Raw genomic sequence first — 25,748 nt, 5'->3', positions numbered from 1 at the left:
TCCTTATTTATCCGAACACTTCCCATGTAACAGTAGTGCCAGTGGTAGTTCCACCGATTCCAGCAGTGAAACTCGTCGCTGTAATGTTGGTGAAGGCGTTTGGGTTCGGTGTTGTACCAGAACGCGTTTCATTGAGACCTATCGATTCATTGTAAACACCAGTCGAGCCGGTCGATGCTTTTAATGTAATTGCTTTTGGCATGAAAAGCAGTGTGTTCACGACAATCTGTCCACCCGACGCTGTCGCAATTCCTGATTGGCGTTTAACAACATTCCTAGAATCAATCGCCGCACTAATCGCATCAAACGTACTCCCCGGTGGTAATCCGACCTGCCCGGCAATCCCGTCCCGCTTCGTGCTGATGCGGTCTTTCCCGTCCTTCGCCGCTTTCGCTCCTTCGAGCAGTGAGGCATCATTCGCCAACGCCTTGTTAAAGGTATACGTTTGCGTGTTCGCCATGCCGTTTGAATCCGTCACCGTGACGCTGATCGTGTGCGTGTTGTAATATTTCAGCGCGTCCCAGTTGGCGGCAGGAATCGTGAACGTGCGCGATAGAGACGCCGGGTTGCTGTACGTGTTGACCGTCGCCCCGTTAACCTTCTCGACGATAGATGTGATGGTGCTACCGCTTTCCGGCGTGACCGTGTACGACAGGACGGATGATGCGGTCTTATCGCCCAGTGCGCCGGATGCCGGAGTGATGGAAGCACCCGTGAAATAGTTCCCGCTGAAATAGACGCCGGATGTCGATTGGCGAATGAGGAGCGGTGTCGTCATCGAGAGCTTAAACGTGTTGTCGAACAGCGTCGTAGCATTCGTATAGCCATCGCCTGTGAGCGTTGTGGTTGCGCCCCATGTTCCGCTGCTAAACACTTTCAGCGCCGTTTGCGTCGTCGTGGCGTTTTGAGCGTCCCATGTCAGCAGGACTTTGCCTTGCGCGTCTGCCGTGAGGGAAGCGTTCGTTTGGTCGTACAGGTTGCCCGTCGTCTGCTTCGTAGGTGTCGCCCATGTTACGCCACCATCGTCCGAGAACGAGGTGCGAATGTTGAACTTCGCGCTGTCCGTTGCGTCCTTACCATGCCAAGCGACCCACAGGCGACCGTTTGCGAGTCCGTTGATGGATTGCGGGACGAAAAAAGAAGCGGGACTAAATTGATTGTGTGCGCTGCCAATATAATAAATAGTATTGACGCGCCAATTACCGCCGGAAACAGGAAAGTTTGAGAAGTTGGCGTTTTTTAATATATCAATAGATCTAGCGGTAGAATTATCGTTTACTACTTGGTGAATGATACAAGGAACACCATTCTTATCTAAAGTTACGCTTGGATTACTGGAATTTAAAGATGAATTATTAAAAGTTGTAGACTGCTCCACCGCACCCCACGTCACCGAACCATCCGCCGCAATCGTACCCTTCGCATACCGGATGTTGAAGCTGTTCGGGTACGTGCTGTTCTTCGATGACCAAGCGGCGTGGAGTTCCGTACCGGCATCGTTGATGGCGAGGGAGATTGCGCCGAGTGCAGACTGAGTATCCATAGACACTCTATTTGAAGAATAAATATTCGTATTCGTTTGTGTAACGGCGTCAAAAGACCATGATGAAACAAAAAGTTGAGACATTGTTGATACAACGAATACCTTAGTCCCGTTTGAAACAATAGCAAAATTCGATAACGCGTAACTTCCGCCACTGTCAATTTGGCATAGCTGAGACCATGTTACGCCACCATCTAGAGATTTTATGAGGTACAGCTTAAGCGAAGAAGGTTCGTAATAGATGGAAACCAACCACCCGTTACTCAAGCGAACTAACTTCCGTCCGCCATTCCCTGCCGTACTCAGCCCCGTACCCGTCGCAACCGTTGCGTTATTGATCGTCGGCATTACATCACCCCTAACTGTTGCGCTGTCGTCACGATGCTCGTGCGTGTGCCGGCGAGTGTCTGCCCGATTTCAGCGAGAGCACCTTCGACGTTAGAAGATGAGTAGTAGTTGGCGGTATCCGCAATCGTGATGTCGTTCGCGGTGCTGGCAATGGTCGGAAGTTGGGCGGTCGGGACTTTGCCGTCTGTGCCGAGGGTGGCGACGCCGGATGGTTGTCCTTTTTGCGAGGTCGGGACCGCTGCGTCTGCTTTATCTTTAGCTGTTTTGATGGCGACATCTGCCGCATCCGCTAACGCATTTAAATCCCGGACGACGTCCGCTGTGTTCGTATTCTCGATTTTAGGTAAATTGAAGTTTGTTGTCGGCATGTCAGTCTCCTTCCGCCGTGAGAATTTGTTCGTAGGTCAAGCCGCTGTCTTTGAGTTGCTGATACGTCGCATACAGTGTCTTGATGTCGCCGTACGTGTTGTACCGATATTTATAGACGATGCCGAAGTATGCTGGAATCGAACGAGCGAGGGCATCCTGCACGTCCTTGATGCGCGTCGGAATCCCGAGTTGGTCCACGAACTCGATCGTGTACAGAAACGCATCGTAGTCGATCGTGATGTTGACGAGTCCACCGGCAAAGGCAGACGCGACGCTTTCCAAATCTTCGACCGTCAGGACTTTCCCGCCCCGTTTCGCCGCCCGGATGCGCCCACGTCGTTCATCGAGTGTTCGCGCTACCCCATCCCGCAAGCCGTAGTAATCCTCTTTGAGCGACAAGCCCCAATCCGTCGCGGTCGCCGTCATCAATTCCGAATACAAGTACCGGTCAATCGTGTCCTGCTCCCGGCTGAGGGCAAAAGATGCCGCAAGGAACACGCTTGCCATGTCGTAATTCTCACGCCAGTACGGGGCAGACATCGAGAACATATCTTCCTGCATGTCTAAAGCGAGTGTCGTCACTGGGATCATGTGAAACTCACCGTCCCGAGTGTCGCGATTTGTTTTTCCCCGACGACGAGGTTGGCGCTCGCCCCATTGACCGTAAAGCCGGACACATCAATCAGCAGTGGTTGATCGAGCAGCAAGTTAAAAATTTGCGTGTATCGGATGACCTCACCCGAAAACGCGAGATTGGCGAGATACCCTTGCAACGCTTGAGAAAAGCTCGTCACGAGGTCACTCATCTCAGCGCCATCGACCAATACGACATCACCTGCAATATTGACTGGAAGCGCCGTCGGTGCTTGTACGATGTTGTTCGCAATCAGGGACGCCCGGGCATCGACTTTACTTTGCGCTTCCGTCACCTGCCCCGCTGTCGGCATCCCGCTCGCTTGCGCGACGAGAACAGTCACACTACCGGGTGATGGATCCGCCCGAAACACTTTGACCTTCGTGATGCCGGTCGCTTCAAGGGCCCATGCTTTGTAGTCTTCCGGATTGCCTGCACCGGACTGATTCTGTGCGGACGTCCGCATCCGAGCTTGGAGTTCGGCGTCACTTTCTTGATCGACGCCAGCTGTCGTTGGAATGCCGTTCGTCACGCTGACCAAATCTTTAAAATCCCCATCGACTGTATTGATGGCACCGGCGACGACGTTATAGAGGACACCCATCTCAACGGCAGTTGCGGTTGCTTCCGCTTCACCAGGGATTGGATACTCCGGGTCCGGCTGTTCTTCCGGCGGTGTCAGCACAACATCTGCATCCAGTGCAAAGGCGAGGTCATTACTCGTCAGGACGAGCGTGCCTTGCGGGACCGTGATGGCGGCGTTCGCACTGAGTGTGACGGGCAGGACGGCTTTGGCACCGGGCTTGCGTCCGTTCGGCAGGACATCCTTTGCATGTTCATCGAGGTATTCCCCGAAGGACAGTTGCGGGATGGCTGCCCGAATGCCATCGACCCGTTCTTGCGAGAGGTCCGCCGCGATGACGGCAGCCGGACGCGTTGCATCCCACACTGGTTCTCCGATGCGGATGTCGGTTTGACTGTCTTGTTCGGTGATGACTTGTAACATTTCTGCATGAATTTCTTCTACGTCTTTCGGTTCAATCGTCGGTAAAAACTCCGTCTCAAACTCCAACGCCATCGACCGCCACCTCCGTTTCTGTCCCATTTTGTAATTGCACGACGATCCGTGCCTGTACCTTATCGCCTACAATCGTCGCTTCATCGACAAGCAAACTTTGTATATCCGTCAGTTCGTTCAGTGCCATGTCGCAAACGCCTTGTAACGCTTGCGTGATGTCCTCGTCTGACTGGTAAACCTCACCGATCAAACTAAAGATGTACGAACCGTATACGTCATCCTCGATGTCTTCGGTGTCACTGCCCGGATACACATCGACTTCACCGCGCGGCGTCAGGATATACTTGACGACCCGTTGGATGATGGCCTGTTCTCCCGTCACCTTGCCCGCGAATCGACCACGTTTGAAATCGATCGCATACGTTCCTTCGCGCACTGCATCCGTGAGAGATCCGCCATTCAGCAAACTTTCTTCTTCTTGTGGCGTTTCCGCCTCGTCGAGCATTTCACCGATTAGTTCTTCTGCGTCCATTCCCTCACCTCACAGTACCCGACGGACTTCGAGTAAATATTTTTTCCAGTAGCCGGCATCGTACCGTTCGTGCTTGCATCCGTAACTTTGCAGGTTGACCATCCATCCTTTTTTTGTGACGACCCCGACGTGCGAGACGCCCGAACGATAAGTACCCGCAAAAAAGACGATGTCCCCGGCTTGTACGTCCGCATAGTCGACCCGACTACCTTTCGTGAGCTGGTTACTCGTCCCGTCTCCGATATTCAATCCTGCCGCCTTGAGATACACGTATTTCGTAAAGCCGGAGCAGTCTCCCGTACCGTTGACGATGGACTTGCCGCCGAAGACGTACCGGATCTTCCCGACCCACGACATCGCTTCATCGACGACACTTGCGGCACTGCCGGTTGGCGCTTTACTGGAGGCACCACCACTCGCCTTCGCTTTCGCACGAGGTGGCGTGTACTCCGGTTCTGGCTGTTCGTTCGTATCAGACAGGTTCAGCGTCATCTGATGTCCGTATTGATCAATGATGTGGTCGTCCGATTGGATGTACCACACGCCGCCGGCACCGTGGATGTAATAATCAAAGTCGACCTTGCGTCCGGACACCCCGTACACACTGCCGGGCATCTTGACCGAGACCGTGTTTTCTTCCCGCAGGAGTTCCTTTGCAAGTCGTTTTTGCGTATCCTTGAACTCTTTTTGCGACGTGAACGTCCCTTTTCGATGCGAGATCAGCGTGCCCAGTTTTTTCTCGAGCGGTGAGTCCAACGTGTATCGTTTTTCCGTATCGACCTTGACGGGCTTACTCGCCGTCGTTCCGGCAGCAGTTCCGGACTTGTTCGTCGTGATCAAGCTGTCGGGATCTCCACCAAATCCGGCATACAGGGTTTTCGCCCACGTCTGATAGGTATAGGAGTAATCCGTTTCCGAATACCCGACCCAAAAACGGGCCATCTCCGCGATGCTCATTTTCTTCCCGAGACTTTTCGCGATGCCGCCCTTTTCATTGAGCATGACATCGACCGACTTGCTGAGGTTGTATTCCCCTTCAAGCAGGCGATTCCAGTCAAGGTCCGTCCCGATGCGTCCAGGCACCAGTTGGAACAAGCCCCGCGCTCGGTCACCGTCGTTCAAAATGGGTCCCAATGCCTTTTCGTCACCGGCGGATTCGATTGCCATGATGACTTTTAAAAACAAAGGATCAATCCCTTTTTGACGACCGACCGCAATCATCGCGTCATTCCACTTGTCCGTCCCTTTGAGGTTGCCCTTGAATCCGGCACGTCCTGCAATCAAGTCCGGTCCTTTGTAGTTGCCCGAGCCAAGGTTGCCGAGTGTCGCTTTACTGCCTGCTGCACCGGATGCCTTACTCCCTTTGTTTGCATCAATCGTGACGTCGTACTTGATCTTGGTGTAGGTGTTCTCGGCTGATTTCGTCGTATCGATCGACGCAATGACCGCCGCATCCATGTCGATTCCTTTCATTGCCCCACGTTCCCGAAGTTCGAGCTTGCCTTTATGCGCCCGGACGTAATAACTCCGACCCGTCCGTTGGCGCTCCATCCCCATCACCGTATAGAGAATGGTTTGAAGCGTTTCCCCGACGAACTCTAAATTCGTGTAAGTCGTCTTCGTTTTCTTGACATAGCCCGGCTTGAGGTTGACCCGCGAACAGCATAGTTCGAACAGCTCGGATAACGTGATTTTCGACTTACTGATGCTCGTCTCTGACCGATAGAGGTAATAGGCATCATCGTGACAGGTCAACGTCACATCACCCGTTCCGGCGCGTTGTCGCTTGAACAGGCGTCCGGCAAACATCAAGGTGTCATTCTTATAGATCCGTACCTTCTCACCTGTGTCGAATGGGATGTTGGCGTAACTGGTGAGCGTGACGACAGCCGTCCGGTGCATGCGGTCAACGGAACCTGCCCAACTGATGTTTTGGGTGATGGCGCTGATATCGTACCGTCTCTTCTTTTTACGATGATAATAATAAACCGTATACGTCGTCATATGAGCCTCCCGAGGACGATGAAGGTCCGTGTCGCCATATCTTGCACCAAGACGACCCGTTCCCCGACAGCTGCGTCATTCGCCGCACTTGTCGTCCATTCTGCCGCTCCGACGACCCCATCATTGACAGCCACCACGAGCGGCGTCACAGAGTTGATCACGCCGACAAAAAAGCGGGCGTCTGTGTTCTTGCCTTTATGCTGTATGTGTTCATTCAAGTCATCGACCCAACTCATGCGTGACCCTCCTTATTTGATGGTTTTCGTCTTGATCTTCGGATTGTATTCTTCTTGGATCGTGATGCTGTACCGGATGTCACTCGTCCCGCCCTCGACATCCCACTCGAACGACCGGATGTCATAATAGTTGTCGATGTAAAGCGCTGGGATCCGGACGCGTATCTTCGAGTTATGCAGCAGGCGTTCATCGAACCACCGTGCCAGTTTGACCGGATTCTCGACTTTATTGACTTGCAGGAAGCGATAGTTCCGCGCTGGGAAAAATGACGTCCATGTCATCGTCCGTCCGGTATAGGCCCCGCGTCGGGTATGCGTCTTCTTGCGCAACGTCGGCAGGTCATCGTAGTTGGCTGTCCGGGTGCTTGGCATCGACTCCGGCGTGACGGGGATCGTGACGGAACGGCTTCGGTTTTCGTAGACCGTCTTCTTCTTCGTGACGTACCGGGTGACCCACCGTCCGTTGACCTTCTTCTTTTGTTTCACCTTGACGTTTTTTCGCACCTTGCCCTTGTAGTAATGCGTAAACTTTATGCTGATCGCTTGTGCCATTGGTTACCCCCTCGCTTGCAGACGCATGTAAAGGGCTTCCCCGATGGCGTCGATGTCAGAATCACTGCGGACGTTAAACGTATTACCGGTGATGACCACTCCGCCTGATGATTGATTGCCCGCACCTTGCGTGTAGTCGATGTTTTCCTGTTTCGTCAAGACACGTTCGCCTTCATGGAGTTCTGCGTTGTATTTATTTTTCGGAACATAGGAGAGACCGAGAGCGTGCGAACCATCTTTCTTGCGTTCCGACGGGAATCCTTCGAGTGCCCACGGAATCAGACCACGTCCGCCTTTCGCGCCTTCCGGGAGCCACCAAGCGCCGTCATCAATCGACTTTTGAATGCCACCCTTTTGACCGATTTCTGTAAACTTGGTCATCTTGTCGCCCCATTGGTCGAGTTCGATAAATCCTTGTTTCAAACTGTCAATCTTCCGAGCAATCCCATCCAAGACAGAACCGAAGTTCGCGAACGTCTCTTGTGGCTTCGTGAGGTCCCCGCCGGCAAAGGCCGTGATCATTGTGCCGAACATGTCGGTCGTCGAAGACATGACGTTTGAGACGCCATCGAAAGTACTTACTGACCAGTTGGTGATGTTGTCCCATGTGATTTGGACACCGTTTCCAAGTCCGAACACATCCGCTGCTAATCCCTGAAACTTTCCACTCATCGAACTCGTGAAACGGTCCATTCCCTCGGTATCCGCAAAGAGTCGGTTCATTTGTTTCAACGCCGGACGGATTTCTTCGAGCATCCCTGTACCGATGGACGCGAATACGCCTTGTGAGTTAGATTTAAACTTTTCCCATTGACCCGTCGTCGATTCGTTGATTTTTTTGACGTAATCCGATGTGAACCCTTGACTACTGAGTAGGTTGTCGACAGCTTGTAAGTTCGTCAACCAGTCGTTGCTGGCACTCACGCCTGCTTCCTTCAAGGTAGAGCGCGACATGTTAAAGCGTTCCGCAATCGATGTCATATCACCGGACATGACCTCACTGATGGCGACCTTCGCACCTTCCATGCCGCCGCCCATCGCTTCAGATGGATTCTTCGTGGCGAGTCGTTCGGTGATGGCAACACCCTGCGCAATCTGTTCCGGGTCCTTCGTACTGTTGAGGAACATCTGCGCCGTGTCCATGAACGGTTGATCCGCGAACATCGATTCCATACCTGCTGATTTCGTCTGTTCATAGATTTGTTTCCCGATGACCGGGTCACCACTCAAACCATCGATGCTCATCCGGGTCATTTCGGCTGTCATGGCTGGTTGAATCATGCCGTTAACGACACCTTTTGCCGCAAGGCCCGTGAGTGCAACCCCTGCAAGCCCTGCCGCCGCCGTGATGCCACCAAGGATGCCGGTGACACCTGAGAGACCTGTCGCCAATCGCCCGACTGCTCCGCGTCCTTCGGTGCCCATGCGGGAGATACCGGAACCCATGCGAGACAATAGACCACCGGAACGGTCCATTTCGTTATTCGTCTGTTTGATGACATCCGACATTTTGAGGAACTTCCCGTTCGCATCCCGCAGTCGTCCATTGGCATCCCGGTAGGCCCCGTCAAGGCGCTCCGTCACGTCGGATACTTTTTCCGTCTTGTTCGCTAAGTCGTCCATGCCTCGGGAGGTTTTTCTTGCTTGTTGCTCCATGGCACTGAGTCGAGCGGACGCATTGTCCTTCGCATCGAAGACGACCGTATACCGTTTTTCCGCCATTTACATCACCCTCCCGATTCCTTTGGCTAGTCGTTCCTGTTCTTCTTCGAGTTGTACGATCAACGAGTTAAAGGCAAAGCGTTTTTGCCCTTCCGTCCATTGATGGATGTCATGTGGAGGGATGCCGTGCAGCCGGAACAGATGATGATAGAAGTAGTCATCCGTGACCGATTCGTTCTTCATCAGCGGCATACCGTCTGCCCGCAACCCTCGCATTAGTTTTTTAATTCATCGTTTTCTTTCTTCAGCTTGTCTGAGCTAACGTAGCCCAAGCACTCCTTGGCCGCGGCATGGATAGCTTGTTCTTCTGCAAAGGTGATGACCTTCTTGACCGCTTCAACCGCGTCCCATGTCCCGAGGGCTTCATACAACTCGCCTGTGAAGACAGGGTCCTCATTGTGGTCATGGAGTGAGCGGGCGACGACGAGGGCGTCCAGTTTCTCGGCATAGATCAGAAACGGGACTTCCTTTTCGTTCTTGCTTTCTGACGCTTCCTTCTGCAATTCCTTATACGTTTCTTTGTCGAGTTTGACGATGAACGGCGTATCCGCGAGACCCTTTAAGTCGACCTCAATCTTCGTCTCTTCTTCTTGGCGCTTCAGTAATTTGTCAATCAAGCGTTGGTTAGCCATGCGTGTTCCTCCTTCTATGATCTAAGTAAAAAAAGAGAGGTTGCCCCCTCTTAATCGCGGTCGTCTCCATTCGTCATCTTGATGCCGGTCGCGACGAACGGGAACTCCTTCTTGACGACTTCCCCGACCGTCCAGTTGGCGATGTCGCCGGATGTGAACTGGCAGTCGATGAGTTGGTAGGCAAAGCGCTCACCCGACTCCGAATCTTCCAGTTCTGCGAGGAAGTCCATCCGATCCTGCCCTTTGTCACTGAGTGCCGTCAGTAAAATCTTTTGCAGTGTCGACGTGTATTCAAAGCCACCGATCGTACCCGAAATCTTGATGCTTTTGTCCTTGTACTGGACCACCTTTTTACGCGGCACCTTGATGTCTTCTTTTTCGATGTCTACCTTGACTTGAATCCGGTCGATGTATGTTAAACGAGTCCCTGTGCTGTAATACAGCGCAAGTCCCGTCCCTAGCATTGTTTTGCTACCATCAAATGCCATGGATTAAGCACCTCCTGTTGCGGCTGTTGCCGGTACGCTACCGACTTGGAAATCAACGAAGAATTGTTCGGCGGCGTCGATGAAGTACCCGCGCGTCAAGAGATAGATGTCATCCCCGACGGATTGGTAGTCCGGATGGAGCGTCGTGACCGTTCCCGGTGCCAATACGCCTTCGTCAATCAACGCATCGTTGAAGTTATTGAGTGCACCGAGCAACGTATCTTGACCCGGCAGGTCGTTGTTGATTTTGCCGATGAAGCCACTCTCGACTGCCTCGTTGAGCGTCGTTTGATAGACGGCTGCATTGTACGCAATCCGAAGTTTCCCGCCCGAATGATGCGCTTTCGCCGGGTTCGTCCCTTCGATGATCTTGCTCGACGTGATGGCCGCTTCCAAGACGACTTGATTGCCGTTGTGGATTGGAACCGCGATTCCGGCGTTGTATAAATCTTCGCGCTGGGCTTTCGTTAAGCGACGTTCAACGTCCGAGAGGAAATCAACGATTTGACGCGTGAGTGAGCCTTGGCCCATCCCCTTCGCGCCTTGCTTGCCGGCAATCCATGCGGCCAGTTCGCCCGGTGAAACGGTGTTCCCATCAATGTCGACGCCACCCATGCCGATATACATGATGTCCCCGTGCTTGCCGGTTGCGTACAGGTTCTTGATTGCCGTGTTATCTGCGAGTCCTGCCGCACCACCTGCGACGACGACGTAGTTCTTGCCGTCCAGTTCATTCGCGATGCGCCACGATTTGAGGTCATCGACCTCATCTGAAGTCACGTCCCGACCGACGGTTGCCACGTCAAAGTAGTACGGGTCCAGTTGTGCGAGACCTTCCGCGAGTGTTTCTGCATCGTTTAAGACGTACGCGACGATCTGGCGCGCCCCACCTGCGAAGCATCGTTTGGCAAATTTGTAATTCGATACGCCGAGCAAGTTAAGTGCATCCCCGACGTTGTTGAGGGTGACGACCGTCCCTTTGCTTGCGACGAGACCGTTCGTGACCATGCCGATGACGCCCCGTTGACCCGGACGGATGACTTGGTCCTGCATCTTTTCGATGACCATGTACAAACCTGGTAAGACAGGCTGCGGTCCATTTTTGTCCCAATATGCCATGTATGTGCCCCTTCCTTAGTTCAAATAAGTCGCGACCCGGTTGACGAGTGGACCGCGTGTGATGATGTGTTTGACTTCTTCGTGCCATGCCACCGTCAAGGTGACCGCTCCGACCGTATCGACGGGATTCTCGATGGCACGGATCTTGGCGTCCATCAGCAGGAATTGCCCCGCGATGGTGTTGTTCTGCGTATACAGAGGCACCTTGTTGCCCCGTCGTTCCAAGGCAAGCAGGACCTTTTCGGCATCTGCGAGCGCGATGGAACGTTTCGGTGCGAAGAAGGTCACGGTTGCCATGACGACGCGTCGGGAAATTCCGTTTGCGTGTGGCAACGCCTCCGATAAAGGAGCGGATAAGAAAAGGCAACGCTCTGTGAACGTCGCCGGCACTTGATCCGTGTAAAACTTTGTGATGCCCGATTCCGCGCGGCAGAAGGCGAGGAACGAGTTTTGTTTCTGAATCGCCATGTCACCCTCCTAGCCGACGCTTGACGAGTGCATCGAGTCTTTTGGTAATACCAACAGCCATGTATTGCTCTGAAATGTAGACCGCCATGTCGAAAAAGTGGGTCGGTTCGACGAATGACTTGCGTCCAACTGTCCAGTGACCTGAGTTGACCATTTCAGCGTAATTATTCGTGGTGCCCGCTTCGACCAGATAGCCATTGTTGCGTTTTTCGAACACGTTGAAGCTGTTACCCAGTGAAAAGCTGTTCAACATATCGCGCGTATCGACGAGTTGTTGCCGCACGATCTCTTTCCGTGTCTCCGCAAGCAGTTCAGCGCCAACGGCGTCCATGATGAGTGGGATTTCTCGTGCGAAGTCCTTGCGGATCTTCAGCATGTCGCGTTCAAACTCACCCATGCTGTTCATAACGCACTCTCCCGTTGAAGTGGGCACTCGATATGATGCTGTTTGACCTTGTACGGTTTGCCTGCTTTGTAGACAGACCCATCGATGACGACCTTGTCCCCTTCCCGGAGGTCGGTCGCATACTTGAAATGAGCCATGTCGTCCGAAGACGAGACGTGCATGCTGTCGGTCTGAATGAGCGTCCCGCGTCCTCTGACGAGGTAACAGGGCACGTTCGTGAGGTCGGGTGTGCTTGGATACGAAAAAGCGTCCTCTGACGGGAGACCGAAGCCACCGCCGGAAGACGTTTTGTCGAGATGATAGATACTAGCGCGGTCGGAGAGTAACTTGTCGTAACTCATAGATACCGCATCCTGACTTGTGGTTTTTCAACGATGACCGGCTTCACGTATTTCTCAAGCAGTGCCGTGATCTCGGGTTTCCCGCGAAGACCACTGCCGTCTGCCATCGTGTAGCTGTAATCGCCAATCTTTTCGCTTTTATAGCCCTTTACCGCACTCTCATCGAGGGAAGAAAGGGCATAGTATTCAGCGAGCTTCTTGCACGCCAGTTTGACGCGGACAGGAACGGTCGGATACTCATTCGTTGGAAACTCGTGATGTACATAATCGAAGATGTCGGCTTCCGCTTGAATGATGTCGTCGGTCAGTTGTTGGTCACTCCGCGCCTTGACCGAATCAAAACTGGTATAGGCACGTAGCTCCGTTGGTGTGATGACAGGCATCAGACCCCTCCTTCCTGCGTCATAAGAATCGCGTCAATCAGTTGTGCTTTCGTCATACTCGAACGTCCGGAGATATTCAAGTCCGTTGCAATGGCGTAGACCTCATCCCGTGTCATCGCAGTCAGCTGTTCACGATCGTAAACAGGCTCCTCACTCATGAGAGCGAAAGGAGCCGGCTCAGGGTGTGATGTCAGCGTCGATGTAGACGAGCGCTTTCGGTGTACGGATAACGAAGTCGACTGAAGACAGAACGAAGTGGTATGTCGCTTGCTTCGCCATCGCTTCTGGGCCTTCACCAGTACGTGAGTACTGTACGTCGAATCCAGTGACGACTGTGAGGTTCTCAAGCGGCGTGAAGAGGACAGTATCTTCGACGATGTGGTCGACGACTTCGATGTCATACCCGTGAAGTTTAGACAAAAGACCGTCAACGAGTACCGCATCCCCGAGTGCTGTCGTGCGGGCGATAACTTCCGCTTGAAGCGCTGTGTGCGTTCCGCGGCCCATGATCCACACGTATTTCCCAACACGAAGTTGTTCCGGTGCGACTTTGATCGGTACGACTTGAAGGTCAGCGAGCTTGATTGCACCCGTGACGTCGTGTTTGATCGTGTCTGCATTCGTGCGAGCAAGCTTGAGGAAGCCATCATCCAACTTGATGAACGCGTCAGCCGATGATTTGTCCCCGTTGAATGCGAGATCCTGTAAATCCGCCCCGTACTGCTGCTGAATCATCGAAGCGATGATGTCCTCAACGTTCTGACCGCGCGAGCGAGCTGTGTAGTAGACGTTGTCATTTTCGAACCAAGCGTCCGTGTAAACTGGAGTCAACGCGAATGGCACTGTGCGTTCTTCCTTGTGGTCTGTGCCGTCCGGCGTCGTGTTGATGCCTTGGTGCAGTTTCAAGCGGCGTTTTTTGACACCGAGCATGTCGATGGCACCGTTTGCTGATTTAGCAGGGTAGTAGTACAGCTTTTTAAGCGTCTCACCCGAAGCGACGACATCTTGCATGAAGGCGCGACCGTCATCCGCTGGCAATGTGACATTGTTTGATTTCTTGATGCTCTCCATCTGTTTTTGAAGCATTTCAGTAGTGTTCAATACTTTCATCCTCTCTCTTATCCAAAGTGACTTGCGTATGAAGCTTTATCTGGGACTTCTGCCTTCGTGACTTCCTCGTGTGAAGCGGGGAGCGGTCGGACAGATAGCTGTTTTTCGAGTTCTGCGATCTTCGCCTGCGCTTTCTCCAGTTCAGATGCTTCCGGTTCTGCTTGTTGTGCGTCCGGTTCTTCTGGTTGGTCACCTTCCGGAGCGGCGGCTTGTTCCGGCTCCTCTGCTTTCGCAACGGGGAGAGCGGATTTCAAGAAGTCCATCATTTCGGTCTTGAACGAATCGAGTTCTTTCTGCAATTGTTCCTGTGTCATGTCTGTCACCTCCTCTCCCGGTTCGTCTGGTAGAATCCCCATGTCTTTGAGGACTTCCGCGACGGAATCTTTCACCTTGGCAAGAAAGGACTTGTGGTCCTCTGCCTTTTCGATGACCTCACCCATACCAGCGAGTGAGAATCCGGTATATTCACCCTTTTGGATGCCGGTCCAGACCTCGTCCGCTACCTTGACCGCCATGACCCACGTGCCTTTGGTGACGGTTTCGCCACCCAGTTCGAAGTCAGCCGGAGCAATATAGGACTCGATGACATCCCCAACTTGCGAGGTGAAATCGTGTTGCTTATCGATTTGGCGGTAATCCTTGAGGAAGATGTGCGCCGCTTTCTCAATTTCATCTGCGGTCATGTAGTCGTCGTGTGCATCCTTAACGAGCGGTTCATACACGATGCCGTAGGCAATCTGCTGTGAGGCATCCTGCTTGAGAATGTTCATGTCGCGGGAAACATTTGGCTGTTCCTCGCTTTTGGTCAACAAAAAAGACCGCTTATTGGCGGCCTTGTCCACGATGGAGACGTGGGATACAACTAAGTTTTTGATTTCACGTGGCATAAGTGCCCTCCTATTCAAATTGATCAATGGCTCCCTGTCGGATGGCGTTCTTTTCCTCAACAGATAAACCTAAGATATTCTGATCGACGACCGGAACCGTCGTGCAATGGCAGTTGATCCGTTGCTTGGCAGACAATGAGGTGTCCCGCGGATACTTCGCGATCTCACCCTCAACGTCAAAGAACTCATTCAGCCCCTTCTGCGTGCCGCTCAATGCGACGTGCGACGGACGGGGCTTGTTCTTGCGTCCTCCGCTGTGTAACCACTCGACACCGATGACAGCGGGTGATTGCCGGTAGGCTTCATCATCCCCGACACTGGCAGCCGTCAGCGTTTCCGTGATGGCAACCCGTCGTGCGCGTGCCCGGTCGAAATCCGGTTCATCTTTGAGCGCTTGGATGACGTCATGGACACTCCCACGCTGTTCCAACGTACTGGCGATGACTTTCGTCACCTTGTTGGCGGTGTTCTGGTCGAGGACTTTCCCCAACTCATCACTGTACGCCTGCATGAAGCGGATACGGCTCGGACTGATCGCACTGAACACGACGTCCTTGTCAATCCGCGCCATCGTCGTAGCGGCAATGTGAGGAGCCACCTCCTGCAAATGCGGCATCAGGGCCAGGGACACGGCAGGCGCCATCGTGACGGATGCGAGAACGCCCGGTAAGCCCATTTGAAACGCAAAGCCCATCGTCTGCCCGACTTCGGCGTAAAACAGTTCAATTGCCTTGATGTAATCTTTCCGATGCTCCCGCAGGAGCTTGGCTAAGAGGGCTTCCAATCCGTTGATCCGTTCAATCAGGTACTCGACTTCCGGGAAGTCTTTCAGCAAGCCCCGCAGTTCATCGTCGTCCGCTTTCGTGATGAAGGAGATGTCACACATCGTCCTCACCCTTCCAACCACCGACGACATCGTTCAGCTCGTCGAGACTATCGCGTACATCCTTCAAAACGAACGCCAGTTGCCCGTTCTCTGCTTTGGCAAGGGCTTTCCCCTGTGCATCTGCCATGACAGCGAGCGGGTCTTGTGGTGCGTTCTGTTGCGGCAGGTCGTATTCGTCACCTTGGAGCATCTTCAGCGGCACCCCGAACATCGGTGACACGATGGTACGGATCTCATTCGTCGTGAGGTGTTCTTTCGTCTCAGCGATAACCTTCGTGATTAGTTCCCCATCGACGATTTCCGGTGCACCCAGTTCGACCTCGACGTATTTGTAGCCGTAGCTTGGCAACAGGCGTCGATTGAACAGGTTCTCTATCTTGTTGCGTTCCGGCTGGAACACTTGCTCCTCGGCTAATTCTTTGGCCGCTTCGACCGTTGCCCGGTTGTAGTCGTTTGACAGCCCGATGTAGACCGGCGGTAAGCGGAAAGCACTCAGGATCTTGTCCCGCGTCTTATCGTCGTAATCGAGGAACAGGGCGTCTTTCTGGAGCATGTCCGCAAGTGATTTGATTTCCACCTTCGCGACGTTTTTGTCATCAAGTCCATTCGATGTCGTTTCCGCTTCGAGGACGAGGATTTTATGCTGCAACTCCTCATTCCCGACCGCTTGGGTATACGAAGCAAGCGCCGTTTCCGCTTCTGGAGTCAGTTGGCCGCCTGTGACGGTAATTGCCATTGGCGTATGTCGCCCTTGGTCGAAGTAGCGCCAGTTCAGTTCCTCCGCCTTGCGAGCGCCCGTAAGGGACGGGACATGCCCAATCCAACGCGGTGCCCCGTAATGCCCGGGACCAATCTTGTCATGAATGATCTCCGTTGCCGGCTTGGCAGGTGGTTCTGGCTTGTACTCGCCTGTCTCAGCATCCATATAGCGTGGATCTCCGAACTCCCGGAAGAATACTTTGCCTAAACGGAACTTACGGAACTTGCGGTACGCGGTCTTCTTAACCCCTCGCCGCTCAATCGTGACCTCAACCGGATAACCCGGCTTGCTGATCTCCATTGTGTCTGGTTCGACGCGGACCACCTCGATGACATTGTTCTTTGCATCCCGAAGCACTTCCATGAACGATTCCCCAACCGTCTCGCGGTCTTCAATCGCCTGTTCGAATTCCTCGACGGGTGTCTTATCGAATGCCATCCAGTCCAGTACCTCAGTCAGCGCGTTCCATTCCGCCTTACGCTGATCCGTTTCTTCGCCTTCTTCGATGTACTTCGGGCGGAACCCGAAACCGACGATGTTCTGCTTATAGGCTTCGATGACCTGTTGCAGGACCGTCGATTGTTCCACCACATAGCGGAGGGATTGTTTTTGGTATGGAGCGGAGATCCACTGGACGCCGTCGTCGCCATATTTAAAGATTTCGTCCGCTTTCGTAACAGGCAGCGTCTTCGCATTCGCTTTCATCAGTTGACTTCTCATTGATTCACCACCTTAGTAAAGTAATTTCCGTCCCTCACGCCGCTTCTTAATATCAACGTGGAGGTATTCAACGGCGTAACGGAGCGCATCAATCAAGTGATTGTACTCGTCGATAGGCTCGTTGATTTGTTTATCGCTGACCTTATCTTTCTTCCATACATAGTTCTCAAATTCGACCTGAACCTCATGGCACGTTGGATGCACGATGATTTCGAAGTCCTGCAAGAACTGAATACCGGCGATGATGCTGTGCGGTAGCTTGCGAGCGGCGACAATGCGGGAGATGCCCGACCGTCTGAGTTCCTCAATCAACCGTTTCTCCTGCCCGTCCGCGACGATCATCTCCTTGGCATACCCTTTGCGTTTGACCATGTCCGCAATCTCACTGGTCAGCATCCCTTGTTCCGAATGCTCGTCAAAGATATAGAGACGCTTGGCTTTCATATCGACGAGTGCCGAGATAAATGCCGTCGGGTCAGCCGTGTACCCAAAGTCGATACCGAACGCCGATTTGATGTCCGGGATCTTGGCGATGTCCTGGTGATTGAACTCTTCCACGCGCCAGTTATCGAAGATGACGCCTTCCGAGATGCCCCAGTGCCCTTCTCCCTCGATACGATAACGCCGCGGTCGGTTCTCCTTCATCCAGCGGAACAGCTTTAAATCCGCCTCGTCCAAGAACTCGTTGCATTGGTACGTCGTCGTCATGGCAAGGATATCCTCGTCCTCCACGTCAAAAAAGCGCCGCTTGATCCAATGCTTGTCATTCCACGGGTTCAAGGTGACGACAATCTGTTTGAAGACGTCGGTCCGTCCCCGTATCGACATGTCAATCTTGTCGAAAGCATCCTCTGAGTGAATCTGATAGGCTTCCTCCATCCAACACCAACACAGTTGACCCTTGGTGACGGTGATGGACGTGACGCTCATCGGTTTATCGAGACCGCGGAACAGGATTTTCTGCCCGGTGATGACGTTGACGATCTCGAGCGGCGACACTTTGAAATGCCATTCGTTATGGACGTCGAGTTGATGCGCTGCCCATTCCAAATCAGCAAAGGCGCTGTCCCGTAAATCCTTGAACACCTGCCGGATGACGAGAAGGTTGGCGCTCTCATACTGTTTCAGCATCTTCATCCACCGGAGCGCCATCGTTTTGGACTTCTTACTCCCCCGGCCACCTTTGATGGCAAGATAACGCCCCCGGTAGTTCCACGCCTTGCCATAGCCACCGCCGACAATCTCCTTCATCGAGCGGACATTGGTGTTAATCCTCGTCGGTAATGTCATCCACAATCACCGTCCGTACGTTGACGTCCATCTCTTGCTTGTCATTCCATTCACTCTTCCGATTCTTCAGCCAAAAGATTTGGGCAGTGGTGTTCGGCTTCGCGTATTTCTTCAACTCGACGACCCGTCCATCGTTGGTCAGGCTTTCCTCGTCGTAATGGAAGCCAATCGCGCTGTTAAACAGCGCATTCTGAACGATTTCATCTGCGACCGCCTTGCCTCGTTTTAAGGACTGCGAAATCTGCGGATGGAGATTCATCCATTCATATAACGTCCGCTCTCCTATGCCCATGTTCTGAGCGATGTCGCTAATCGTAAGCCCTGCCTTCGACCACGTTTCAATCTTGTCCAACCCATCACCTTCTAACCACGGCTCATATTTCGGTTTAGCCATCTGCACCACCCCCTCTCTCTTATGCTCTCCAACGAACCGACTAGGCCTATCCCCATCGGCTCGTTGCAAGGCATAAAAAAAGACGCCGGTTAGGGCGTCTGATGTCTCCTTTTACTTTCTATCCTGCAAACAACGCACGACCACTCCGCCCGACTGAGACGACTCGGAAGTCTTTGCTATGTGTGTGGCTGCGTCATGCGCTGTTCGCAAGGGATAAACGTGGAATCATGCAAGGGATGGATGACCCGTCGCTTATCCGTTGTGTCCATTCACAAGGACTAAGGGAGGAACGTGTGAATTGGTACATCTCCAATTTACCATGGCAAAACGTGCGAATTGTTCCGAATTTTTCCCGAAATTATTCCGACAAAAAAGACGCCCCGAAGGACGCCTAACTTTTACATGCCGCCTGATGAGAGAATATCCACTTCAGACTCCATATCTTCTTCTGTCATGCTATTCAATGTTTCCTCGTCGTAACCACACTCTTGTAGAATTTTCTTATCGTTGTTCATTTCTTTTCAGCTCCTTTTTTATTAAAATTTCACGAAGTAACCCTGAAACATACATAAGCCCATACCCCAGCACTGACCATTAGACAAAACTTTGAACTCCACAAGGTCGTCCTCTTCCGAAACGTCCGTGATGATAACCTTTTCTCCTTCTTCCACTCGGATGTTCCATGACTTGCATGTGTAGATACTACCCTTTTCGACTAACACTTTGTCTTCAGTCGCTTTTTCTTCTTTAGGCAAACATGCGATGATCCGTTTTACATCATCTTCTGTGAACTGGTAAGCATCAAGCACGCTGTAAACATAATCTTTCGTGAGTCGGTACCTTCCGTTTTCCGTGCCGGACAGTTTCGAGAGACTGACACCAATCTTCACGGACATGTCTTTCATAATCATGTCGTGGTCGACTCGATATTTCCGCATGATTTTTCCGAACTCAGTAATCATTTTCTTCCTCCGTCCATTCTTTGAGATCACTGATCGGGACAGGGGTAGTTCCTTTTTTACCATCCATACTGATCATAGCTGTCAATCCGCCCCAATACTTCTCAACAGTCACATCAAGTCTGTATTCTTTGGTTTTCCCGCTGATTGTAATGTCTTTTTCGTATCGATACTTTTTCCCGACCTCTATAATCATTTCCTCACTCCTCGAAGGAGGGGACGTTTCATCCCATCCTTTTATTGTGCCAACTGTTTCAAAAACTCAATGTGCGCGCGTTGAATCGCGTCATCAATCATCTGATTTAGTTCTTCCATTGAGTACTGAGCGAGTTCTTCTTTGGTCATTTGATCACCCCGCATTGTATTGTTGTAAGACAATTCGCTTCTCGATTTCAGACGTACCGACAACGTATACCTCAAAGTCTTCCACCGTTATCTCTGGTTCTTGGTAGTAACTCGTCATTCTATAGGCGACTAACGCTTTCGCTTCTTCTTCAGTTGGTGCGCTCACTACGAAACCTGTGAACTGTTCGTAATCCGTTTTAACGTTATGGTTTCTGATAAATTCATAGATCTTCATCGCGTTTCCACCTTTTCTATGTCCATCGCTCTCATATACAGAGCTTGGAGCTTCATTTTGTATTTCGGTGATCGCAGTAATCCTTTTTCCGAATACTCGATTACCTGCTCGATGTAATATCGTTGCGCCATCAACCGTGCTTGCGTTTTCGTCACCTCTAACTTTCGACGACTGCGTAGCGATCCGTTTATTAGTTTCACCCGGATACAATGTATCTTGTTGCCTTCGATTATTAAGTCCGACCGATGTTCCTCGTTACCTCGTCTGCTATCTAATCGATTGGAGTAAATGACGTTCATTGTGTTCCCCCCACCCGTTTTTAGTCACGCTCTATAAATCGGAATGACATATGTTCTGAATTAACCACCATCTTCTTGTTATGCAGCGAATCATTTTTATAAAAGTAAATCGGCTTCACATGGAATACTTTCGCGAGCAGAACAACCTCTTCCATCGTAGGTGAGTCAAATCCCGCTTGGATGTAGTGCAATCGTTCGAACGTTATCCCTGTTTTTATCGCTATATCGTTTAACGTATAACCAAACATGGTTCGTATGTTTTTAAGATTGATCGTCAAGAAATTACTTTTAGCCATCTTTCTCCACCCAGTCTAGTTTGAAAAATTCCCACTGCATGCCTGCATCGAACAATCCTTCTAAGGCAAAGACATAACAACCGTCTTCATCTCCCCATAATTGCAATGGGGAACCGTCGTAATCCGCGTTGAACACTCGCTTGTGATCTTCCGACATTCGTTCTAAAGCTTCCGTGAGTTTCATTCCGTTCCCTCCTTCAGTTTCTTCTCATACACGCTCTTTGCTTTAAACACCGCCGTGTGCGTCGTGTCGAACAGCACAGCGACGTCCCTTCCCGAGAACCCATGCGACAGCAGGGTGTACATGGCACGGGCGACGAGGTCCGTTTTCCCCGTCTTCTTCAATCCGTGAAGCTTCAACCAACGCTTGACGACACTCTCGCTGACAAGGTAGTGATCCGCAATCCATTTCCGTGACATCCCAGCGTCGATGTAATGCTCGTACAGTTCCTTTTTCGGCGGCACTTCGTAAACCGTCATGATTTCCCTCCTAAAACAGCCCTTTTATTCGTTCCATTCTCCAAAATCAACCGAGCATCCGCATCCACCGATGTCGAATAGGTCAATCTGTGTGTCTTCGGACTCGACGTCTGCGTTCAACTGGCGTAATGGATAGGGTTTGTTCTCGCCACCTTGCGCCTTCTTCATGAATGCATAGGGCGTGAATTCCACGAGTTCCGGTGCCGCTGTGATGGCAGGCGAGATGTACATCTTCGGTTTGTCCGCTCTCCCGTAGAAGTAATCCCGGTATGCGTCGTCAATCTCGTCATACATGACTTGTCGTGCATCTGCGTCCAGTTCATCCTCCGGGATCCGTTTGATGTAACGATATGCATCGACACAAACCTTGAGGTGATGTTCCTGCTCCATCAGTTTCTTGAACTCGTCCGGCATCTTTTCTTTCAGATTGCGGTGGTGCCCCTGCCCTGCCTTCACACAGCGTCCGTTGCAGTTGTTATGGGTAAACCCAAGGTCGTACAAAACAGGCTGTCTCAGGTCGTATTTCTTGAGCGTCGCCGCGTTGTCGATCATCTCATCAATCATCGGGAACACGACGTCAAATGGTTGCCAGTTCTTCTGGATGGGTCCTGCCCGGTGTTCCTCATCCCATCCGATGCCAAAGTAAAGTGTCGCGCCCGTGATAAAGTCCTCTTGCTTCAAACGATCTTTGTTCCGCCATTTGACGATAGATGGTTCAATGCCCTTCTTCAAAAAATCTCGTGATACTTTCATCTTGAGTAGTTTCGAACAGTCCCCGATGCGGCTGTTATACACGAGTTTCTTCTCAAACATCAGTTCAATCGGGTTGAGTCCGTTGGCATGTGTCAACATCGGGAGTTCCATCCGATCCGCTGCCTGATAGATGAACCGATACAAATCATCGTTTTCCCACATCGTGTCCGTGAAATAGAGCAAGATGTTGTCGTCTGGGTAATTCGTCTTGACCCAATCAGCGACAGAGAAAGAAGACTTGCCGCCACTGAAGAAAATAATATGGTTTTTCATCTGTCTTCCCCTCCTAAAATAGCTTCTCCTGAAAATCCCCCTGCGCAATCTCCCGTTCCATGTTCCGCCGGATTGCTTCAAAACGTGCCTGCTGTGCGTCGTCCCACTCGCCGTGTACCTCGACATCCTTCGCCATCACCCAGACGCGTGAACGACTGATGACGTGCCCCCGTTGCGGGTATTCGCTGTGCTTCCAGTGCTTCTCCCATGAGGTGAAGTAAAACGCGTCGCCCTCGACGTCCAACTTACCGAAAATCCGTTCCTGATCCCGCGTATAGGTCGCGGCGTACCGTCCATCCTGCATCGTATCCTCCAGTGGGGAGTTGCCTCCCCGTTCATCTGTTAAATCCTTGATTAATAGTTTTCTTCGATCATCGTTTTGACGACGTCCATCTGTTGGTGCGCGACAAGCGTCTGCCGTTGACCGTAGTCCAAGTTATGCCAAGCCGTGTGTACGTCTCCACTGGCGTGATTAAACGCGACGGTGAGATTGTCCAACTCCCCCTCGTTTGCCATGTCCAGTAGATGGTGCAACAGATGATGCACCGTGTCGACCTTACCAAGCTGTACGATCTTAGCCATGTTCTACCTCCTCGGTCATTGCCACAAATTCTTCAAAAGTCGCGTAGGTTCCGCCCGGTTCGTGTTCCTCGCCATCGTCATTCATCTCGACGATAGGCTCTCTCGTGTCCACCACGCGATAATCTCGTTTGATTTCTGCCAAGATGACACGTTCGTGTCCTTCGAACCCTACTCCATCCGCCACCGTAAATTCTTGATCTACTTTGCACTTTTCGTATTCTTTTGTTGCGACATCAAGATCCTCGTAAATGCCGATCAGACCCTCTTCACTGTCGTAGACCATCCACAAAGGTTTATTCATCGTTCTTCCTCCCATCGAAATCAAGGTTTTATTGGTTTATCTAAATTGACTTCTCCACCTGCTTTAGAAAACTTAATCCCCGCCCAACTCAAATGACAAAGCGAATCAGCGTAAACGTTGTGCTGGCGTTTTTTAAACATTATCTTGATTTCTTTAAACCATAAAATGAGTTCGCGGATTTTTTGAAGTAGACCGTTCATCTTCTTAGCGTCAGATCCTTTGAACTTTCTCTTTGGAGACAAGACAACTTCAACAACCGTTTTACAATCTGATACTGCTTGTAACCGCTCGATATTCTGACGTCTTGCGTGGCTTAAAAGGCTGTGAAGTGCTTGTAACTCTGCTCTTGCAACATTGGTATAAGACGCCTTATTCGTGCTCTGAAAAACTAAACGTTGATTAGGAGAAACGATCACATTAGACATGATTACTTCACTCCCTTTGTTCGATGCATCACACCGCGCTATATATACTTGTTTCATGTTGATCGTCCTCCTAAAATCAAACTTTTATTGGGCAATTAGCTCTAAGTCTTCAATAAACTTTTCTAACCAGTATTCCTTTTCTTGCGCAGAAGCTAAGTCGCAACAATTTGTGCATGGATTGAAGCCCTTAGTGTCTGCCAATTCTCCTTTATATTTATTTATCAGCTTCTTTAAATCGTCATCCATATTTCACAACCCCTTAAAATTTACTTTTTATCCCGACAAGCGCCGAGAGGCGAATGCCCCTCAGTACCCGTCTCCGAAATGCTCATGCACGATGCCGAGCAGTTTGTTCTTGATGCCGTAAAATTGTTCGTTGCTGCCGATCGCCATCATCTCTTTGATGACTTGGTGCGTCCGGTAAAAGCGTGGGTCGTATGCCAGTTCCCAAAACTCCCGGAGCCGGTCGTCAATCATTTCGTCGTGGATCCGGCACAGGATGTCGTACCGCGTTTCCAAATACTTGACCTCGTCCATGACCATCGTGTACCGTTCGACCTTGCTACTTGGCGCTTGGTGCGTCTGGACTTCGCTCGGCACGTACCCCGGCGTCATCTTGGTCGCAGCTGCTTCCGCCATCGCCGTTTTGCTTGCGATGATCGACGGAAGGGTGAAGTATTCCTTCAGGCATTTCGCCGCCGCCCGGCGTTGATACTTGGTCAATCGTGTCTCGAATAGCCGCTCCTGCATCAGTATGCCTCCAAGATTCGCTTATAATTTTCGTGATTTTTCAGCTCATACATGCGGACGATGTCCTCTTCTGTGTAGCCAAGATGTTCGAGAATCAAGGACCACGCCGCCAATGTTCGGTGCCCACGGTCAGACTTAAACAGTTCGAGATACAATCGATCGAGTGTCTCCCCGCTGCGGTAAAACGTCTGCCGATCGAAGACGGCGAGGTCGTACTGGTGTTGGTGTTGCGTCGGCTTGTAGTCGGTCATCAGTAGCGAGCAATAAAAGTGCAGCCAGTCAATTGCTTCCTCGAGTACCTTCTCCGGATCCATGCGCTTGTTGCTCCAATATTTAAACGTCTTCGTCTCGTTGATCATCTCGCCGGCTTCGACGAGGAGGGAGACTTCGCGTTTCGTATGCAACTCGTACTTGAACTCGTGCGGCGTGATGCCGCGAGGCTCACAGATGCTACGGTCGAGTAGCACTTGCTTGGCACAGATGTCTTGGATGGTGGCGAACGATACGATGAGCGGTTGCGGTTCTTGGTAGGTCATGGATTCAAAACTCCTTCTATGTGTGGGATAGTTGTTTCTTCCAGCGTGCTTCTTCGACGCGTTTGAACCAATCGGTGACCGTATGCTCACTGACACCACGTTCGGCAGCCAGTTGACGTTTTCGCTTCATACGGTCCCGGTTATCCGGTTCGTCGTGGAATCTGTCGTACAAGATTTCCAGTTCCTCGTCAGGCGGACGGAGTTTCCAGCGCCCGTAGCAATTAATTTCAAAGAAGTGGACCCATTTATCGATCGTCGTGTTGGACACGCGGTAATGCACAGCAAGCTGCTTGCGTGTCAAGCCGACTTCTAGCATCAGGTATCGAAATTCTTGTTCCTCAGGTCGGCGTGCCGGGCGTGGCATAGGAATCTCCTTTCTGGTTATCTAGCTGATTGACAGGATAATGGGATAAAAATCAAACTTTTATTCCGGTCTAATCGATTCAAACAACAAGTTCGAATCTTCCCACCAATCCGGAATTTTAATATCATCAATCTCGAAATAAAACGTTGCAATGACACCCTCTTTTTCCCTCACCTGTATTTTTTTACAAATTTGGGTACTGGCTTGAATCATAAATGCGTATTCCGAATGATCTAAAGCCCTCACTTGCGCAAACACTTTATCGCCACCGATTCTAAACTTTTCAAAGTTTTTAATTTCCATGTTCT

The 25,748-nt window shown here is 51.5% G+C and carries 40 protein-coding genes; all 40 read right to left on the bottom strand.

Annotated elements, in window-relative coordinates:
- Window positions 1–7: 7 nt before the first annotated feature.
- The 40 genes from ACHA8N_RS11530 to ACHA8N_RS11335 all read right to left on the bottom strand — a co-directional run bounded on the left by ACHA8N_RS11530 (window position 8) and on the right by ACHA8N_RS11335 (window position 25,743).
- Complete coding sequence (locus tag ACHA8N_RS11530) at window positions 8–1,543, bottom strand: hypothetical protein (RefSeq protein WP_393965830.1); 1,536 nt, start codon at window positions 1,541–1,543, stop codon at window positions 8–10.
- 347 nt (window positions 1,544–1,890) lie between these two features.
- Complete coding sequence (locus ACHA8N_RS11525; protein ID WP_393965829.1) at window positions 1,891–2,259, bottom strand: hypothetical protein; 369 nt, start codon at window positions 2,257–2,259, stop codon at window positions 1,891–1,893.
- A 1-nt stretch (window position 2,260) separates the two neighbouring features.
- Complete coding sequence (locus tag ACHA8N_RS11520) at window positions 2,261–2,851, bottom strand: putative phage tail protein (protein ID WP_393965828.1); 591 nt, start codon at window positions 2,849–2,851, stop codon at window positions 2,261–2,263.
- Entirely contained in the window at window positions 2,848–3,972 is a 1,125-nt protein-coding gene (locus ACHA8N_RS11515; RefSeq protein WP_393965827.1) for a baseplate J/gp47 family protein, read from the bottom strand. Before ACHA8N_RS11515 ends, ACHA8N_RS11520 begins: the two co-directional genes overlap by 4 nt.
- On the bottom strand, window positions 3,956–4,444 hold the full coding sequence (locus ACHA8N_RS11510) for a DUF2634 domain-containing protein (protein WP_393965826.1): 489 nt from the start codon (window positions 4,442–4,444) through the stop codon (window positions 3,956–3,958). Before ACHA8N_RS11510 ends, ACHA8N_RS11515 begins: the two co-directional genes overlap by 17 nt.
- A 9-nt stretch (window positions 4,445–4,453) precedes the next feature.
- Window positions 4,454–6,448: a C40 family peptidase gene (locus ACHA8N_RS11505; RefSeq protein WP_393965825.1), complete on the bottom strand. Its 1,995-nt coding sequence runs from the start codon at window positions 6,446–6,448 to the stop codon at window positions 4,454–4,456.
- Window positions 6,445–6,684, bottom strand: coding sequence for a hypothetical protein (locus ACHA8N_RS11500; protein WP_393965824.1), 240 nt, complete (start codon window positions 6,682–6,684; stop codon window positions 6,445–6,447). Before ACHA8N_RS11500 ends, ACHA8N_RS11505 begins: the two co-directional genes overlap by 4 nt.
- Window positions 6,685–6,696: 12 nt before the next feature.
- On the bottom strand, window positions 6,697–7,236 hold the full coding sequence (locus ACHA8N_RS11495; protein WP_393965823.1) for a hypothetical protein: 540 nt from the start codon (window positions 7,234–7,236) through the stop codon (window positions 6,697–6,699).
- Between the two features lie 3 nt (window positions 7,237–7,239).
- Window positions 7,240–8,958, bottom strand: a complete 1,719-nt coding sequence (locus ACHA8N_RS11490; protein ID WP_393965822.1) for a hypothetical protein — start codon at window positions 8,956–8,958, stop codon at window positions 7,240–7,242.
- On the bottom strand, window positions 8,959–9,174 hold the full coding sequence (locus ACHA8N_RS11485; RefSeq protein ID WP_393965821.1) for a hypothetical protein: 216 nt from the start codon (window positions 9,172–9,174) through the stop codon (window positions 8,959–8,961).
- Window positions 9,174–9,590, bottom strand: a complete 417-nt coding sequence (locus ACHA8N_RS11480) for a hypothetical protein (RefSeq protein WP_393965820.1) — start codon at window positions 9,588–9,590, stop codon at window positions 9,174–9,176. Before ACHA8N_RS11480 ends, ACHA8N_RS11485 begins: the two co-directional genes overlap by 1 nt.
- Window positions 9,591–9,640: 50 nt before the next feature.
- On the bottom strand, window positions 9,641–10,078 hold the full coding sequence (locus tag ACHA8N_RS11475; protein WP_393965819.1) for a phage tail tube protein: 438 nt from the start codon (window positions 10,076–10,078) through the stop codon (window positions 9,641–9,643).
- Window positions 10,079–10,081: 3 nt separating this feature from the next.
- Complete coding sequence (locus ACHA8N_RS11470) at window positions 10,082–11,197, bottom strand: phage tail sheath subtilisin-like domain-containing protein (RefSeq protein WP_393965818.1); 1,116 nt, start codon at window positions 11,195–11,197, stop codon at window positions 10,082–10,084.
- 15 nt (window positions 11,198–11,212) lie between these two features.
- Window positions 11,213–11,665 (bottom strand): hypothetical protein, encoded by a 453-nt coding sequence (locus ACHA8N_RS11465; RefSeq protein WP_393965817.1) that lies wholly within the window; start codon window positions 11,663–11,665, stop codon window positions 11,213–11,215.
- A gap of 1 nt (window position 11,666) precedes the next feature.
- Window positions 11,667–12,071 (bottom strand): HK97 gp10 family phage protein, encoded by a 405-nt coding sequence (locus ACHA8N_RS11460; RefSeq protein WP_393965816.1) that lies wholly within the window; start codon window positions 12,069–12,071, stop codon window positions 11,667–11,669.
- A complete protein-coding gene (locus ACHA8N_RS11455; RefSeq protein WP_393965815.1) occupies window positions 12,068–12,412 on the bottom strand; it encodes a DUF3599 family protein in 345 nt (114 codons plus the stop codon). The genes ACHA8N_RS11460 and ACHA8N_RS11455 overlap by 4 nt, the downstream gene beginning before the upstream one ends.
- Window positions 12,409–12,795, bottom strand: coding sequence for a protein YqbG (gene yqbG, locus ACHA8N_RS11450; protein WP_393965814.1), 387 nt, complete (start codon window positions 12,793–12,795; stop codon window positions 12,409–12,411). The genes ACHA8N_RS11455 and yqbG overlap by 4 nt, the downstream gene beginning before the upstream one ends.
- The gene (locus ACHA8N_RS11445; protein WP_393965813.1) at window positions 12,795–12,953 is read right to left on the bottom strand and encodes a Rho termination factor N-terminal domain-containing protein; all 159 of its coding nucleotides are present in this window, start codon (window positions 12,951–12,953) and stop codon (window positions 12,795–12,797) included. Before ACHA8N_RS11445 ends, yqbG begins: the two co-directional genes overlap by 1 nt.
- A gap of 19 nt (window positions 12,954–12,972) precedes the next feature.
- A complete protein-coding gene (locus ACHA8N_RS11440; protein WP_393965812.1) occupies window positions 12,973–13,896 on the bottom strand; it encodes a phage major capsid family protein in 924 nt (307 codons plus the stop codon).
- A gap of 17 nt (window positions 13,897–13,913) precedes the next feature.
- Window positions 13,914–14,792, bottom strand: coding sequence for an XkdF-like putative serine protease domain-containing protein (locus ACHA8N_RS11435; RefSeq protein WP_393965811.1), 879 nt, complete (start codon window positions 14,790–14,792; stop codon window positions 13,914–13,916).
- Between the two features lie 10 nt (window positions 14,793–14,802).
- Complete coding sequence (locus tag ACHA8N_RS11430) at window positions 14,803–15,678, bottom strand: phage minor head protein (protein WP_393965861.1); 876 nt, start codon at window positions 15,676–15,678, stop codon at window positions 14,803–14,805.
- Window positions 15,671–17,158 (bottom strand): phage portal protein, encoded by a 1,488-nt coding sequence (locus tag ACHA8N_RS11425; protein ID WP_393965810.1) that lies wholly within the window; start codon window positions 17,156–17,158, stop codon window positions 15,671–15,673. The genes ACHA8N_RS11430 and ACHA8N_RS11425 overlap by 8 nt, the downstream gene beginning before the upstream one ends.
- Window positions 17,159–17,170: 12 nt before the next feature.
- Complete coding sequence (locus ACHA8N_RS11420) at window positions 17,171–18,448, bottom strand: PBSX family phage terminase large subunit (protein ID WP_393965809.1); 1,278 nt, start codon at window positions 18,446–18,448, stop codon at window positions 17,171–17,173.
- Window positions 18,426–18,842, bottom strand: coding sequence for a helix-turn-helix domain-containing protein (locus ACHA8N_RS11415; RefSeq protein ID WP_393965808.1), 417 nt, complete (start codon window positions 18,840–18,842; stop codon window positions 18,426–18,428). The genes ACHA8N_RS11420 and ACHA8N_RS11415 overlap by 23 nt, the downstream gene beginning before the upstream one ends.
- Window positions 18,843–19,378: 536 nt before the next feature.
- Window positions 19,379–19,804 (bottom strand): helix-turn-helix domain-containing protein, encoded by a 426-nt coding sequence (locus tag ACHA8N_RS11410; protein ID WP_393965807.1) that lies wholly within the window; start codon window positions 19,802–19,804, stop codon window positions 19,379–19,381.
- Window positions 19,794–19,997, bottom strand: coding sequence for a hypothetical protein (locus ACHA8N_RS11405; RefSeq protein ID WP_393965806.1), 204 nt, complete (start codon window positions 19,995–19,997; stop codon window positions 19,794–19,796). The genes ACHA8N_RS11410 and ACHA8N_RS11405 overlap by 11 nt, the downstream gene beginning before the upstream one ends.
- Window positions 19,998–20,150: 153 nt before the next feature.
- On the bottom strand, window positions 20,151–20,381 hold the full coding sequence (locus ACHA8N_RS11400; RefSeq protein ID WP_393965805.1) for a hypothetical protein: 231 nt from the start codon (window positions 20,379–20,381) through the stop codon (window positions 20,151–20,153).
- Window positions 20,382–20,700: 319 nt separating this feature from the next.
- The gene (locus ACHA8N_RS11395; RefSeq protein ID WP_393965804.1) at window positions 20,701–20,976 is read right to left on the bottom strand and encodes a helix-turn-helix domain-containing protein; all 276 of its coding nucleotides are present in this window, start codon (window positions 20,974–20,976) and stop codon (window positions 20,701–20,703) included.
- Window positions 20,969–21,160 carry a hypothetical protein gene (locus tag ACHA8N_RS11390; protein WP_393965803.1) on the bottom strand — a complete coding sequence of 64 codons (192 nt, stop codon included), beginning with the start codon at window positions 21,158–21,160 and terminating at the stop codon, window positions 20,969–20,971. Before ACHA8N_RS11390 ends, ACHA8N_RS11395 begins: the two co-directional genes overlap by 8 nt.
- Window positions 21,157–21,456 carry a hypothetical protein gene (locus ACHA8N_RS11385; RefSeq protein ID WP_393965802.1) on the bottom strand — a complete coding sequence of 100 codons (300 nt, stop codon included), beginning with the start codon at window positions 21,454–21,456 and terminating at the stop codon, window positions 21,157–21,159. The genes ACHA8N_RS11390 and ACHA8N_RS11385 overlap by 4 nt, the downstream gene beginning before the upstream one ends.
- 24 nt (window positions 21,457–21,480) lie before the next feature.
- Window positions 21,481–22,482 (bottom strand): hypothetical protein, encoded by a 1,002-nt coding sequence (locus tag ACHA8N_RS11380; RefSeq protein WP_393965801.1) that lies wholly within the window; start codon window positions 22,480–22,482, stop codon window positions 21,481–21,483.
- Window positions 22,483–22,495: 13 nt separating this feature from the next.
- Complete coding sequence (locus ACHA8N_RS11375) at window positions 22,496–22,786, bottom strand: hypothetical protein (protein ID WP_393965800.1); 291 nt, start codon at window positions 22,784–22,786, stop codon at window positions 22,496–22,498.
- 50 nt (window positions 22,787–22,836) lie between these two features.
- Complete coding sequence (locus ACHA8N_RS11370) at window positions 22,837–23,064, bottom strand: hypothetical protein (RefSeq protein ID WP_393965799.1); 228 nt, start codon at window positions 23,062–23,064, stop codon at window positions 22,837–22,839.
- Entirely contained in the window at window positions 23,057–23,365 is a 309-nt protein-coding gene (locus ACHA8N_RS11365; protein ID WP_393965798.1) for a hypothetical protein, read from the bottom strand. Before ACHA8N_RS11365 ends, ACHA8N_RS11370 begins: the two co-directional genes overlap by 8 nt.
- Before the next feature lie 20 nt (window positions 23,366–23,385).
- On the bottom strand, window positions 23,386–23,847 hold the full coding sequence (locus ACHA8N_RS11360; protein ID WP_393965797.1) for a reverse transcriptase-like protein: 462 nt from the start codon (window positions 23,845–23,847) through the stop codon (window positions 23,386–23,388).
- A 27-nt stretch (window positions 23,848–23,874) separates the two neighbouring features.
- Complete coding sequence (locus tag ACHA8N_RS11355) at window positions 23,875–24,036, bottom strand: hypothetical protein (protein WP_393965796.1); 162 nt, start codon at window positions 24,034–24,036, stop codon at window positions 23,875–23,877.
- A gap of 60 nt (window positions 24,037–24,096) precedes the next feature.
- Complete coding sequence (locus ACHA8N_RS11350; RefSeq protein WP_393965795.1) at window positions 24,097–24,540, bottom strand: hypothetical protein; 444 nt, start codon at window positions 24,538–24,540, stop codon at window positions 24,097–24,099.
- On the bottom strand, window positions 24,540–25,076 hold the full coding sequence (locus ACHA8N_RS11345) for a dUTP diphosphatase (RefSeq protein WP_393965794.1): 537 nt from the start codon (window positions 25,074–25,076) through the stop codon (window positions 24,540–24,542). Before ACHA8N_RS11345 ends, ACHA8N_RS11350 begins: the two co-directional genes overlap by 1 nt.
- 16 nt (window positions 25,077–25,092) lie before the next feature.
- A complete protein-coding gene (locus ACHA8N_RS11340; RefSeq protein WP_393965793.1) occupies window positions 25,093–25,440 on the bottom strand; it encodes a hypothetical protein in 348 nt (115 codons plus the stop codon).
- A 60-nt stretch (window positions 25,441–25,500) separates the two neighbouring features.
- Window positions 25,501–25,743: a hypothetical protein gene (locus tag ACHA8N_RS11335; protein WP_393965792.1), complete on the bottom strand. Its 243-nt coding sequence runs from the start codon at window positions 25,741–25,743 to the stop codon at window positions 25,501–25,503.
- Window positions 25,744–25,748 lie beyond the last annotated feature (5 nt).

The sequence above is a fragment of the Exiguobacterium sp. S22-S28 genome, from assembly GCF_043359615.1.
Classification (GTDB): Bacteria; Bacillota; Bacilli; order Exiguobacteriales; family Exiguobacteriaceae; genus Exiguobacterium_A.
The sequence above is the reverse complement of the archived record's forward strand: the minus strand, read 5'-3'. Positions and strand labels throughout refer to the sequence as shown.